Source organism: Staphylococcus sp. NWU MK-U1, from assembly GCF_033283505.1.
GTDB classification, from domain to species: Bacteria; Bacillota; Bacilli; order Staphylococcales; family Staphylococcaceae; genus Staphylococcus; species Staphylococcus haemolyticus.
Genome location: NZ_JAVSMG010000005.1, coordinates 42,080 through 54,469 on the forward strand (window position 1 = coordinate 42,080; position 12,390 = coordinate 54,469).

Genomic DNA, 12,390 nt, shown 5'->3' on the forward strand with positions numbered 1-12,390 from the left:
ATACCTCCCTATATTATGGAGTGACGATTATTTATAACGATAAGTAATTCTACCGCGTGATAAATCATACGGAGACATTTCTACAGTTACTTTGTCGCCAGGTAGAATACGAATATAATTCATTCTAATTTTACCACTTACGTGAGCTAAAATCTCATGACCATTTTCTAATTCTACTTTAAACATAGCATTTGGTAAAGTATCTAATACTGTACCTTCTAATTCAATTACATCTTGTTTCGCCATTGATTAACTTCCTCCCTTTTTACAATAGTAAGGTAATCGTCAATAGACAACTTCAACGATACGAATCTAATATAGTGACTAGTTAAAATAAGTTTAACAAAATGCGGGAATTATTATCGTCATTCGACACTCAGAAAATTAATTCTTGCCAGAGAAACCTAATCAAATTCACATAAATCTAGACCGTATTAAGTTGATCTATTTTAATTGATCTAAGATATCAATGACATCTTTGGTTACATCGTCAATATCTTTCGCACCATCAATGTTTTTTAGCACACCTTTTTCATTATAGTACTCTAAAATAGGTTTTGACTGTTTAACATTAACGTTTAAGCGATTAGATACTGTTTCAGGATTATCATCTTCGCGTTGATAAAGCTTTCCACCATCGATATCACAAATACCATCAACCTTTGGAGGATTAAATACAAGATGATAAGTCGTACCACATTTTTCACAGATACGACGACCTGTAAGACGATTCATCAATTCTTCCTCAGGAACTTCGATGTTAATGACAGCATCGATGTTTCTATCAAGCTCAGACATAATATCATTTAACGCCTCAGCTTGATCGATTGTTCTTGGGAAGCCATCTAATAAGAATCCTTTTTTTGCATCGTCTTCAGATATTCTTTCTTTAACGATACCTACAGTAACTTCATCAGGGACTAATTCTCCACGATCCATGTAAGATTTAGCTTCTTTTCCTAAATCTGTTTCATCTTTAATCGCTTTTCTGAACATGTCACCAGTAGATATATGTGGTATTGGGAATTTCTTAACAATTTCACTCGCTTGAGTTCCTTTACCTGCGCCAGGTAAACCCATTAAAATGATATTCATAAATTGCCCTCCTACAAATTATCTACCACCAAAGCCTTTATATTCTTTTTGACTCACTTGAGCTTCAAGTGATTTCATAGTTTCAATTGCAACACCAATTACGATTAATAAACTTGTACCACCAATTTGTATTGATTGAGGTAAACTCATGAACTTAGTCGCTAATATTGGTAATATCGCAATGACTGCTAAGAAAATAGAGCCGACAAAAGTTAAGCGATAAAGTACTTTAGTAATATATTTTTTAGTTTGTTCACCAGGTCTTATACCTGGAACGTAACTACCTTGTTTCTTCAAGTTATCAGCCATTTTTTCAGGATTAACTTGAACAAAGGCATAGAAATACGTAAATGCAATAATTAATACTACATAAACAATCATGCCGTAAGTGTTTGAAGGGTTAGCATATTCAGATATAGTTTGCGCCCAATCAGCTTTTGGGAAGAACAATGTTAATGTTCTTGGCAATAGGAAAAATGCCATCGCAAAGATTACTGGAATTACCCCTGCAGAGTTAACTTTTAAAGGTAGATAAGTTGCTTGTGATCCTAATCTTTGAGCAGACTGTTTTTTAGCATATTGGATAGGAATTTTACGTTTCGCTTCTAGTACATAAATAGCACCAATTGTTAGTAAAACTAATCCTACAATTAAACCAATAACTTTTAACCATGCCAATGTAGTATCATCATTACCAACGAATGCTTGTTGCACGAATTGAATAATTGATGAAGGCAAAGTTGATAAAATACCTGCAAAGATAATGATAGAAATACCATTACCAACTCCGAATTGAGTGATTTGATCACCAAGCCAAATTAGAAATGCAGTTCCTGCTGTTAAAACAACGGCAATCAATAAATAACTCATAATAGATTGGTGAATAATTAATTTACCACCTAAATAGTTATTAAATTGGAATGCCATACCAATTGACTGTATAAAAGCCAAAATGATAGCGAAATAACGTGTTACATTGCTAAGCTTTCTTTTACCTACTTCACCTTGTTTCGCCCATTCAGAGAATTTCGGAACAATATCCATTTGTAGTAATTGCATTACGATAGATGCGGTGATGTAGGGCATGATGCCCATAGCAAATATTGAAAAGTTCTTTAAGGCTCCGCCACCAAACGTATTAAGAAGAGCGGCGACTCCTTGATCAGAACCTTGTTGTTCAAAAGGCTCAGGGTTAACTCCTGGAGCCGGAATGTAAGTTCCTATTTTGAATATAACTAACATTGCTAAGGTAAAGAAAATCTTGTTTCGAACTTCTTTAGTTTTAAAGAAGCTCACAAGCGTTTGAAACATTAGATCACCTCGTGTGCTCCACCTTTTGCATCAATTGCTTCTACTGCTGAAGCTGAGAATTTATGAGCTTTCACTGTCAATTTTTTATCAAGTGAGCCATTACCTAGTATTTTGATACCAGATTTTTCATTCTTAACTACACCAGTTTCAACTAATAAAGCTGGAGTTACTTCAGTACCATCTTCAAATTTATTAAGTTGGTCTAAGTTAACAATAGCATATTCTTTACGATTAATGTTAGTGAAACCACGTTTTGGTAAACGACGGAATAAAGGTAATTGTCCACCTTCAAATCCAGCTCTTACGCCACCACCTGAACGTGCTTTTTGACCTTTTTGTCCGCGACCACTAGTTTTACCGTTACCAGAACCAGCACCACGGCCAACGCGGTTACGTACACGACGTGAACCTTCAGCTGCTTTTAACTCATTTAATTTCATTATATAGGCACCTCCTTAATTATTTTTCTTCTACTGTCAATAAGTGTCTAACTTTGTTGATTTGCCCACGGATAGCAGGGTTATCTTCAACTACTACTGAACTATTAGTCTTTTTAAGACCTAATGCTTCAACAGTTTTACGTTGTGTTTCAGGACGACCAATAACACTACGAGTGAGGGTAATTTGTAATTTAGCCATTATCTATTTTCCCTCCTTAATTATATAATTCTTCTACTGATTTGCCGCGTAATTTAGCAACATCTTCAGCATTTTTAAGGTTTTGTAAACCATTGATTGTAGCACGAACCATATTAATTGGTGTGTTAGATCCTAATGATTTACTTAAGATATCAGTGATACCTGCTAATTCTAATACGGCACGAACTGGACCACCAGCGATAACTCCTGTACCAGGTGCAGCTGGTTTCATGAATACGCTACCTGAACCATAACGGCCAGTGATAGTGTGAGGAGTAGTTCCTTCAACACGTGGAACAACTACTAAATCTTTTTTAGCTGCTTCAACAGCTTTTTTGATAGCTTCAGGTACCTCTTGAGCTTTACCAGTACCGAAACCTACACGACCATTTTTGTCTCCAACTACTACTAATGCAGTGAAACGGAAACGACGACCACCTTTAACAACTTTAGCAACACGGTTGATTGTTACAACGCGTTCTTCAAATTCTTTCGTTTCTTCTTCTCTACGAGCCATGTATTTGTCCCTCCTTTAAATTAAAATTCTAATCCGCTTTCTCTAGCAGCTTCTGCTAAAGCTTTTACACGACCATGGTATAAGTAACCGCCACGATCAAATACGATTTCTTTAATACCTTTGTCTGATGCTTTTTTAGCAATTGCTTCTCCTACTTTAGTAGATAAATCTACTTTAGAAGTTGAATCACTTGCGATATCTTTATCTTTTGATGAAGCTTGAACTAAAGTTTCGCCTTTAACATCATCGATAATTTGTGCATAAATGTGTTTGTTTGAACGATATACATTTAAACGTGGTTTTTCAGCTGTACCTGATAATTTAGTACGCACACGAGCATGTCTTTTCAAACGCACTTTGTTTTTATCAATTTTACTGATCATTGTATTACTCCTTTCTTAAGAGAGTTATCTATTATTTACCTGTTTTACCTTCTTTACGGCGAACATATTCACCTTGGTAACGGATACCTTTTCCTTTGTAAGGTTCTGGAGGTCTTACTGAACGGATGTTAGAAGCAATTGCTCCAACTTGTTCTTTAGATACACCAGATACTCTAACAGTTGTGTTTTTCTCTACTGCGAAAGTAATGCCATCTTCAGCTTTAATTTCAACAGGGTGAGAGTAACCAACGTTTAATACTAAGTCACTACCTTGCATTTGAGCACGGTAACCTACACCAACAAGCTCAAGTGTTTTTTCGAAACCTTGAGAAACACCTTGTACCATATTATTTAATAAAGCACGAGTTGTACCATGAACTGTTCTATCTTCTTTAGACTCAGTAGGTCTTACAACTTCGATAGTGTTTTCTTCTTGTTTGAAAGTCATTCTTTCGTTAAATGTTCTAGTTAATTCACCTTTAGGACCTTTTACAGTAGCAGTATGACCATCAAAAGTTACTGTAACGTCGCTAGGGATGTCAATAATTTTCTTACCAACACGACTCATGTTATGGCACCTCCTTATTTATTATTACCAAACGTATGCGATAATTTCTCCGCCAACGTTACGTTTTCTAGCTTCTTTGTCAGTGATAACACCTTCAGAAGTTGAAACTAATGCAATACCTAAACCATTTAATACTTTAGGTACTTCGTTTGCTTTAGCATATACACGTAAACCTGGTTTAGAGATACGTTTTAATCCTGTGATAACACGTTCATTGTTTTGACCATATTTTAAGAATAAACGAATAACACCTTGTTTATCATCTTCAACGTATTCTACGTTTTTAATGAAACCTTCATTTTTTAAGATTTCAGCAATTTGTTTTTTAATGTTAGACGCAGGTAATTCTAATTTCTCGTGACGCACCATGTTTGCGTTTCTAACACGAGTAAGCATATCTGCGATTGGATCTGTCATTGTCATTGATTGTTGCCTCCTTTCAGACTCTTATATATTACCAGCTAGCTTTACGTACGCCAGGGATTTGCCCTTTGTAAGCTAATTCACGGAAACAAATACGGCATAATTTGAATTTACGATATACAGAATGTGGACGACCACAACGTTCACAACGAGTATATTCACGTACTGCATATTTTTGTTTTTTCTGTTGCTTAGCAACCATAGAAGTTTTAGCCACTTAATTAGCCTCCTTTTAGAGATTATTTACGAAATGGCATACCGAAGTTTGTTAACAATTCACGAGCTTCCTCGTCAGTGTTAGCAGTTGTTACGATAACAATATCCATTCCTCTTACTTTACTTACTTTATCATAGTCGATTTCTGGGAAAATTAATTGTTCTTTAATTCCTAAAGTGTAGTTACCACGACCATCGAATGCTGTTTTAGAAACACCTTGGAAGTCACGTACACGAGGTAATGAAACTGCGATTAATTTATCTAAGAATTCATACATTCTTTCTCCGCGAAGTGTAACTTTCGCACCGATTGGCATACCTTCACGTAAACGGAATGTTGCAACTGATTTTTTTGCTTTTGTTACTAATGGTTTTTGACCAGTGATTAATTCTAATTCCTCTACAGCGTTATCTAACACTTTAGAGTTTTGAACTGCATCACCTACACCCATATTTACAACGATTTTTTCGATTTTTGGTACTTCCATTACAGAACTATAGTTGAATTTTTTCACTAAGTTTTCAGTAACTTCAGTATTGTATCTTTCTTTTAAACGGTTCAAAGTGGATCCTCCTTTCAACTAGTTATTAATTATTAGTTTTGATTTCTTCGCCAGATTTTTTAGCGATACGAACTTTTTTACCATCAACAAATTTGTAACCAACACGGGTAGGTTCGTTTGTTTTAGGATCTAATAATTGTACGTTAGAAACATGGATTGCTGCCTCTGTTTCTAAGATTCCACCTTCAGGATTTAATTGAGTTGGTTTTTGGTGTTTTTTAATAACATTAACACCTTCCACAACGACACGGTCTTTTTTAGGTTCAGTAGCGATTACTTTACCTTCTTTACCTTTGTCTTTACCTGCGATAACTTTTACGTTGTCACCTTTTTTGATATGCATGTGGGCACCTCCTTAAATGATTTGGTTTTTATAAATTAAAGTACTTCTGGTGCTAATGAAACGATTTTCATGAAGTTACCTTCACGTAATTCACGAGCAACAGGACCAAAGATACGAGTACCACGTGGGCCTTTGTCATCACGAATAATGACACATGCATTTTCATCAAACTTGATATAAGAACCATCATTACGACGAACGCCTGATTTAGTTCTAACGACAACAGCTTTGACTACGTCACCTTTTTTAACAACGCCACCTGGTGTTGCATTTTTAACAGTACATACGATAACATCGCCGATGTTCGCTGTTTTGCGACCAGATCCACCTAATACTTTAATTGTAAGGACTTCACGAGCACCAGAGTTGTCTGCTACTTTTAAACGAGTTTCTTGTTGGATCATTAGTTAAACCTCCCTTATCTCTAATCTTGTATTAAATAATTACTGACTCTTCAACAATTTCTACTAAACGAAAACGTTTTGATGCTGATAAAGGACGAGTTTCTTGAATTTTAACAATGTCTCCTAATTTAGCTGAATTGTTTTCATCATGAGTTTTATATTTTTTAGAGTATTTTACACGTTTACCGTATAATTTGTGTGTTTTGTAAGTTTCAACTAATACAGTGATAGTTTTGTCCATTTTGTCTGAAACAACTTTACCTACATAAACTTTACGATCGTTTCTTTCACTCACTTTTGTAACCTCCTCTTTCGAATATATTATTGATTAGCTTTGCTTTCTTCGATTTCTCTTTCACGAGCAACAGTTTTTAGACGTGCAATTGTTTTTCTAACTGTACGAATACGTGCAGTTTCCTCTAATTGACCTGTAGCTAACTGAAAGCGTAGGTTAAAAAGCTCTTCTTTTGAAGATTTGATTTGTTCTTCGATTTCTGAAGTGGTTAAGTCTCTAATTTCCTTAGCTTTCATTTGTTTCACCACCCAATTCTTCACGTTTTACAAACTTAGTTTTCACTGGAAGTTTGTGACTTGCTAAACGTAATGCTTCACGAGCAACTTCTTCTGATACGCCTGCAACCTCGAATAAAATTCTACCTGGTTTTACAACAGCGATCCAGCCTTCAACGGCACCTTTACCAGCACCCATACGTACTTCTAAAGGTTTTTTAGTATATGGTGTATGAGGGAAGATTTTAATCCAAACTTTCCCGCCACGTTTCATGTAACGTGTCATAGCAATACGAGCAGATTCGATTTGACGAGATGTGATCCAAGATGTTGTAGTAGCTTGTAATCCATACTCACCAAATGTTACATAATTACCGCCTTTTGAACGACCAGTTGTTTTAGGACGATGTTGACGACGATATTTAACACGTTTTGGTAGTAACATTATTATTTTCCTCCTTCACTAGTATTCTTAGTAGGAAGAACTTCACCACGATAAATCCATACTTTAACACCTAATTTACCGTAAGTAGTGTCTGCTTCAGCATGTGCATAATCGATGTCAGCACGTAAAGTATGAAGTGGAACAGTTCCTTCTGAATATTGTTCAGCACGAGCAATGTCAGCTCCGCCTAAACGACCTGATACTTGAGTTTTGATACCTTTAGCACCAAGTTTCATAGCTCTTGAAATGGCTTGTTTTTGTACACGACGGAATGAAGCACGGTTTTCTAATTGACGTGCAATATTCTCAGCAACTAAACGAGCATCGATATCAATTTTTTTGATTTCGATAACGTTGATGTGTACTTTTTTATCAGTTAAGTTGTTTAATTTATTACGAAGTTTTTCAATTTCTGATCCGCCTTTACCAATTACCATACCTGGTTTACCAGTGTGAATAGCAATGTTAATACGGTTAGCAGCACGTTCGATTTCAACGTGAGAAACTGATGCTTCTTTTAATTCGTTATCAATGAATTTACGGATTCTTAAATCTTCGTGTAAAAGTGAAGCGAAATCTTTTTCAGCATACCATTTAGCTTCCCAGTCACGGATGATTCCGACACGAAGTCCGATAGGATTAATTTTTTGACCCACAGTGTTCCCTCCTTAAATAGTTATTAAGCTTCTTTAGCTTCTTCTTTACCGTCACTTACGACGATTGTAATGTGGCTTGTACGTTTATTGATAGCACTTGCACGACCTTGTGCACGTGGACGGAAACGTTTTAAAGTTGGTCCTTCATTTGCATATGCTTCTTTAACAACTAATTCATCAGTGTTCATGTCATAGTTATGTTCAGCATTTGCTAAAGCGGACATTAATACTTTTTCAATTACTGGTGATGAAGCTTTGTTAGTTAATTTTAAAATAGCAATAGCTTCTCCAGCATTTTTACCTCTAATTAAGTCAAGAACTAATCTTACTTTACGAGGTGCGATTCTGATTGTTCTAGCAACCGCTTTTGCTTCCATTAGGATTTCCTCCTCTACTTCTATTTATTATCTTCTAGTTTTTTTATCGTCTGCAGCATGTCCTTTAAATGTACGAGTTGGAGCAAATTCACCTAATTTGTGACCTACCATATCTTCAGTTACATAAACAGGTACATGTTTACGACCATCGTATACTGCAAAAGTATGACCGATGAAATTTGGGAAAATTGTAGAACGACGAGACCATGTTTTGATTACTTGTTTCTTTTCACTTCCGTCTTGAGCTTCTACTTTTTTCATTAAATGATCATCGACGAAAGGTCCTTTTTTAATACTACGAGCCATTTGGGCGCCTCCCTTCTTATTGTGTGCGTGCAGCAATTAAGCCGCACACCCAAATAAGTTGTTATTATTTTTTCTTACGTCCACGAACGATAAGTTTGTCTGATGATTTTTTACCACGACGAGTTTTCTTACCAAGCGTTGGTTTACCCCATGGTGACATTGGAGATGGTCTACCGATAGGTGCACGACCTTCACCACCACCGTGTGGGTGATCGTTAGGGTTCATTACTGAACCACGAACTGTAGGACGGATGCCTTTCCATCTAGAACGTCCTGCTTTACCAACATTAACTAATTCATGTTGTAAGTTACCAACTTGACCAATTGTAGCACGGCAAGTTGATAAGATCATACGAACTTCACCAGAACGTAATCTGATTAGTACGTATTTACCTTCTTTACCAAGTACTTGTGAACTTGCACCCGCTGAACGAGCTAATTGTCCACCTTTACCAGGTTTTAATTCGATATTATGAATTACAGTACCAACTGGAATGTTTTGTAATGGTAATGCGTTACCAACTTTAATGTCAGCATCTGCACCACTCTCAACTACTTGGCCTACTTGTAATCCTTTTGGAGCAATAATATATCGTTTTTCACCATCAGCATATACTAATAAAGCAATGTTAGCTGAACGGTTTGGATCATATTGGATTGAATCAACTTTTGCAGTGATTCCATCTTTATTACGTTTGAAATCGATAACGCGGTATTGACGTTTATGTCCTCCACCATGATGACGAACTGTCAATTTACCTTGGTTGTTACGACCCGCTTTTTTCGGTAGCGGTTGTAATAATGACTTTTCAGGAGTAGATTTCGTGATTTCAGCGAAATCTAAACTAGTCATATTACGACGACCATTTGTTATTGGCTTATATTTTTTAAGAGCCATTGTCGCTTACCTCCTTAATGGTAACTTTTATTTTATTGTTTAGTTGAATAAGTCAATTGAACCTTCTTTTAAAGTAACAATTGCTTTTCTTCTTTTGTTTGTATAGCCTTGGTAACGGCCCATACGTTTTTTCTTAGGTTTGTAGTTGATGATGTTTACATTTGCAACTTTAACGTCGAAAATTTCTTCAACTGCAATTTTAACTTGTGTTTTATTAGCACGAGTATCTACGTCAAAAGTATATTTATCTTCAGCCATTGCTTCAGAAGATTTTTCAGTAATTACGGGGCGCTTAAGAACATCTCTTGCTTCCATTATCCGAGCACCTCCTCAACTTTTTTCGCAGCTGATTCAGTAATAATAACACTGTCAGCGCTAGTAATATCTAAAACGTTTAATCCTTGAGCTGTACTTACTTGTACACCAGGAATGTTACGTGCAGATAATTCAACGTTTACGTCTTCGCTATCAGTAACTACTAACACTTTTTTAGGTTGTTCAAGTGTAGTTAATACATTTTTGAATTCTTTTGTTTTTGGAGCTTCAAAACCAAAATTATCAACGATAGTGAAGTTGTTTTCTTTAACTTTGAAAGATAATGCAGAACGTAATGCTAAACGACGCATTTTCTTAGGCATTTTGTATGCATAGCTTCTTGGTGTTGGTCCGAATACGATACCACCACCACGCCATTGTGGAGCACGGATTGTACCTTGACGCGCACGTCCTGTACCTTTTTGTCTCCATGGTTTACGTCCGCCACCACGTACAGCTGAACGATTTTTAACTGCGTGAGTTCCTTGACGTAATGAAGCACGTTGTAAGTTAATTGCTTCGAAAAGAACACTGTTGTTTGGTTCAATAGCGAATACTGAATCGCTTAATTCAACAGAACCTGATTTAGATCCGTCTACTTTTAATACATCATAATTAGCCATTATGCTTTTCCTCCTTTCGCTACTTATTATTTATTACCTTTTTTAATTGAAGTTTGGATTTCTACGAAACCTTTTTTAGGTCCAGGTACGTTACCTTTTACTAAAATTACATTGTTTTCTGTATCAACTTGAACTACTTCTAAGTTTTGAACAGTAACTGTATTTCCACCCATACGTCCAGGCATTTTTTGGCCTTTGAATACTCTTGAAGCATCTGAAGCCATACCTACTGAACCTGGCGCTCTATGGAAATGAGAACCGTGAGCCATTGGTCCACGAGCTTGGCCATGACGTTTAATAGCACCTTGGAAACCTTTACCTTTTGAAGTTCCTGTTACATCAATAATGTCTCCAGCTTCAAAAGTATCAACTGTGACTTCTTGACCTACTTCGTATTCATCAACATTAACGTTTCTGAATTCACGAATGAAGCGCTTAGGTGCTGTGCCCGCTTTCTTAGCGTGACCTTCAGCTGGTTTATTAGCATATTTATTAGATTTAGCATCTTTTTTGTATGCTTTTTTGTCTTCAAAACCTACTTGGATAGCGTTATAACCATCTACTTCTTCAGTTTTCTTTTGTAATACTACGTTTTGACTTGCTTCTACTACTGTAACTGGGATTAATTCACCGTTTTCTCCGAATACTTGTGTCATCCCAATTTTTCTTCCTAAGATTCCTTTGGTCATCGAAAGTCCACCTCCTAAAATTTTCTATTATAATTTAATTTCGATGTCTACACCAGATGGTAAGTTTAATCCCATTAGGGCATCAACTGTTTTTGGTGTTGGGTTAACAATGTCGATTAAACGTTTATGAGTACGTTGTTCGAATTGTTCACGTGAATCTTTGTACTTATGCACCGCACGGATAATTGTATAAACTGATTTTTCAGTTGGTAACGGAATTGGTCCAGAAACTTCTGCACCAGAACGTTTTGCAGTTTCAACAATTTTCTCTGCTGATTGATCAATCACACGGTGATCGTAAGCTTTTAATCTGATTCTGATTTTTTGTTTTGCCATAATTTTCCCTCCTTATTCGTCTACTTTAAAAGTGATAGACTTCTCCACGAAAACTATCTCACACAACGCCATGGCAAAGCGGCCGGGTGTGTCAGTAACCTTTCGCTTCATCGCTTTCATCAAGTCCAACATTAGATATGTTACAGGAAAAACGGTGATAAATCAAGGTTTTTCTGTAACTTTTTGTACTTTGTCTAACACATACCTAAGTATTGTACTTTAAATAGTTTTGTACATCAACCATTTTAAGTAAATTTTTTCCCTTTTTTTATTTTTACTTTATAATGTATATAAGTTAAGTCTTAAATTAAGCTTCTACTATTATAATAGTAGGAATTTAAAATTTGGTTTAATAAATAGTTGGAGGCGTAGTTATATTGAAAAGAAATACTAAAGTAGCTCTTGCTCTGATAAGTTTCTTCTTATTAGTATGTGAATTTTTCTATGGCATTCCATTTCTAGGTGGAAGCTTTATATTAGGTTTTGGTTGGCAACCATTGTTAATTAATGCTTTTTTATATCTCATACTAGCAATTATTCTTTTAGTTGATAATCAAAATGCAATCAAGCCTATGTCAATTATTCCAATAATTGGTATTGTGGGATCTTTTGTTGCATTTATTCCCATTGTAGGAATGTTTGTTCATTGGGTGCTATTTTTCTTACTGGTCTTCTTTATTTTTATAGTATTGAGCGCACCTACCTATATTCGTAATAAAGATGCAAAAGTCATTTATACTCAGTACAAAGATGATCATTCAAATAAATGGTAA

At 35.8% G+C, this 12,390-nt stretch carries 25 protein-coding genes; 1 reads left to right on the forward strand and 24 read right to left on the reverse strand.

Translation table 11 applies throughout. From position 1 onward, the window contains the following. Positions 1 to 27: 27 nt before the first annotated feature. The 24 genes from infA to rpsJ all read right to left on the reverse strand — a co-directional run bounded on the left by infA (position 28) and on the right by rpsJ (position 11,617). Positions 28 to 246, reverse strand: a complete 219-nt coding sequence (infA, locus tag SBL16_RS08255) for a translation initiation factor IF-1 (protein ID WP_001829792.1) — start codon at positions 244 to 246, stop codon at positions 28 to 30. A gap of 198 nt (positions 247 to 444) precedes the next feature. Continuing rightward, entirely contained in the window at positions 445 to 1,095 is a 651-nt protein-coding gene (locus tag SBL16_RS08260) for an adenylate kinase (protein WP_037536020.1), read from the reverse strand. 18 nt (positions 1,096 to 1,113) lie between these two features. Beyond that, complete coding sequence (gene secY / locus SBL16_RS08265; RefSeq protein WP_011275140.1) at positions 1,114 to 2,406, reverse strand: preprotein translocase subunit SecY; 1,293 nt, start codon at positions 2,404 to 2,406, stop codon at positions 1,114 to 1,116. Then, positions 2,406 to 2,846, reverse strand: coding sequence for a 50S ribosomal protein L15 (rplO, locus tag SBL16_RS08270; RefSeq protein WP_119472098.1), 441 nt, complete (start codon positions 2,844 to 2,846; stop codon positions 2,406 to 2,408). Before rplO ends, secY begins: the two co-directional genes overlap by 1 nt. Positions 2,847 to 2,865: 19 nt before the next feature. Then, positions 2,866 to 3,045 (reverse strand): 50S ribosomal protein L30, encoded by a 180-nt coding sequence (gene rpmD, locus SBL16_RS08275; protein WP_011275138.1) that lies wholly within the window; start codon positions 3,043 to 3,045, stop codon positions 2,866 to 2,868. A 16-nt stretch (positions 3,046 to 3,061) separates the two neighbouring features. Then, positions 3,062 to 3,562: a 30S ribosomal protein S5 gene (gene rpsE / locus SBL16_RS08280; RefSeq protein ID WP_011275137.1), complete on the reverse strand. Its 501-nt coding sequence runs from the start codon at positions 3,560 to 3,562 to the stop codon at positions 3,062 to 3,064. Positions 3,563 to 3,582: 20 nt separating this feature from the next. Continuing rightward, entirely contained in the window at positions 3,583 to 3,945 is a 363-nt protein-coding gene (rplR, locus tag SBL16_RS08285) for a 50S ribosomal protein L18 (protein WP_011275136.1), read from the reverse strand. Positions 3,946 to 3,976: 31 nt separating this feature from the next. Then, entirely contained in the window at positions 3,977 to 4,513 is a 537-nt protein-coding gene (gene rplF / locus SBL16_RS08290; protein ID WP_011275135.1) for a 50S ribosomal protein L6, read from the reverse strand. A gap of 24 nt (positions 4,514 to 4,537) precedes the next feature. Further along, on the reverse strand, positions 4,538 to 4,936 hold the full coding sequence (rpsH, locus tag SBL16_RS08295) for a 30S ribosomal protein S8 (RefSeq protein ID WP_002448514.1): 399 nt from the start codon (positions 4,934 to 4,936) through the stop codon (positions 4,538 to 4,540). Between the two features lie 31 nt (positions 4,937 to 4,967). Further along, positions 4,968 to 5,153 carry a type Z 30S ribosomal protein S14 gene (locus SBL16_RS08300; RefSeq protein WP_001140799.1) on the reverse strand — a complete coding sequence of 62 codons (186 nt, stop codon included), beginning with the start codon at positions 5,151 to 5,153 and terminating at the stop codon, positions 4,968 to 4,970. Between the two features lie 22 nt (positions 5,154 to 5,175). Continuing rightward, positions 5,176 to 5,715 (reverse strand): 50S ribosomal protein L5, encoded by a 540-nt coding sequence (gene rplE, locus SBL16_RS08305; protein ID WP_011275133.1) that lies wholly within the window; start codon positions 5,713 to 5,715, stop codon positions 5,176 to 5,178. A gap of 25 nt (positions 5,716 to 5,740) precedes the next feature. Continuing rightward, on the reverse strand, positions 5,741 to 6,058 hold the full coding sequence (rplX, locus tag SBL16_RS08310; RefSeq protein WP_033079619.1) for a 50S ribosomal protein L24: 318 nt from the start codon (positions 6,056 to 6,058) through the stop codon (positions 5,741 to 5,743). A 35-nt stretch (positions 6,059 to 6,093) separates the two neighbouring features. Next, positions 6,094 to 6,462 (reverse strand): 50S ribosomal protein L14, encoded by a 369-nt coding sequence (gene rplN / locus SBL16_RS08315; RefSeq protein WP_002466492.1) that lies wholly within the window; start codon positions 6,460 to 6,462, stop codon positions 6,094 to 6,096. Positions 6,463 to 6,493: 31 nt separating this feature from the next. Continuing rightward, positions 6,494 to 6,757 (reverse strand): 30S ribosomal protein S17, encoded by a 264-nt coding sequence (rpsQ, locus tag SBL16_RS08320; protein ID WP_011275131.1) that lies wholly within the window; start codon positions 6,755 to 6,757, stop codon positions 6,494 to 6,496. Positions 6,758 to 6,783: 26 nt separating this feature from the next. Then, positions 6,784 to 6,993 carry a 50S ribosomal protein L29 gene (gene rpmC / locus SBL16_RS08325; protein ID WP_011275130.1) on the reverse strand — a complete coding sequence of 70 codons (210 nt, stop codon included), beginning with the start codon at positions 6,991 to 6,993 and terminating at the stop codon, positions 6,784 to 6,786. Beyond that, the gene (rplP, locus tag SBL16_RS08330; protein ID WP_002432945.1) at positions 6,983 to 7,417 is read right to left on the reverse strand and encodes a 50S ribosomal protein L16; all 435 of its coding nucleotides are present in this window, start codon (positions 7,415 to 7,417) and stop codon (positions 6,983 to 6,985) included. Before rplP ends, rpmC begins: the two co-directional genes overlap by 11 nt. Before the next feature lie 2 nt (positions 7,418 to 7,419). Continuing rightward, positions 7,420 to 8,073, reverse strand: a complete 654-nt coding sequence (rpsC, locus tag SBL16_RS08335) for a 30S ribosomal protein S3 (protein WP_011275129.1) — start codon at positions 8,071 to 8,073, stop codon at positions 7,420 to 7,422. A 23-nt stretch (positions 8,074 to 8,096) separates the two neighbouring features. Continuing rightward, complete coding sequence (rplV, locus tag SBL16_RS08340) at positions 8,097 to 8,450, reverse strand: 50S ribosomal protein L22 (RefSeq protein ID WP_001829734.1); 354 nt, start codon at positions 8,448 to 8,450, stop codon at positions 8,097 to 8,099. 27 nt (positions 8,451 to 8,477) lie between these two features. Further along, positions 8,478 to 8,756 (reverse strand): 30S ribosomal protein S19, encoded by a 279-nt coding sequence (gene rpsS, locus SBL16_RS08345; protein ID WP_001829710.1) that lies wholly within the window; start codon positions 8,754 to 8,756, stop codon positions 8,478 to 8,480. A gap of 64 nt (positions 8,757 to 8,820) precedes the next feature. Beyond that, a complete protein-coding gene (gene rplB / locus SBL16_RS08350) occupies positions 8,821 to 9,654 on the reverse strand; it encodes a 50S ribosomal protein L2 (protein ID WP_011275128.1) in 834 nt (277 codons plus the stop codon). A gap of 39 nt (positions 9,655 to 9,693) precedes the next feature. After that, positions 9,694 to 9,969, reverse strand: a complete 276-nt coding sequence (rplW, locus tag SBL16_RS08355) for a 50S ribosomal protein L23 (protein WP_011275127.1) — start codon at positions 9,967 to 9,969, stop codon at positions 9,694 to 9,696. Beyond that, positions 9,969 to 10,592, reverse strand: a complete 624-nt coding sequence (gene rplD, locus SBL16_RS08360) for a 50S ribosomal protein L4 (protein WP_011275126.1) — start codon at positions 10,590 to 10,592, stop codon at positions 9,969 to 9,971. Before rplD ends, rplW begins: the two co-directional genes overlap by 1 nt. A 26-nt stretch (positions 10,593 to 10,618) precedes the next feature. After that, positions 10,619 to 11,281 (reverse strand): 50S ribosomal protein L3, encoded by a 663-nt coding sequence (gene rplC, locus SBL16_RS08365; RefSeq protein WP_037536010.1) that lies wholly within the window; start codon positions 11,279 to 11,281, stop codon positions 10,619 to 10,621. Positions 11,282 to 11,308: 27 nt separating this feature from the next. Beyond that, positions 11,309 to 11,617 (reverse strand): 30S ribosomal protein S10, encoded by a 309-nt coding sequence (rpsJ, locus tag SBL16_RS08370; protein WP_015900978.1) that lies wholly within the window; start codon positions 11,615 to 11,617, stop codon positions 11,309 to 11,311. Between the two features lie 377 nt (positions 11,618 to 11,994). On the opposite strand from rpsJ, the gene SBL16_RS08375 reads away from it, so the two are divergent. Continuing rightward, complete coding sequence (locus SBL16_RS08375; protein WP_037536006.1) at positions 11,995 to 12,390, forward strand: hypothetical protein; 396 nt, start codon at positions 11,995 to 11,997, stop codon at positions 12,388 to 12,390.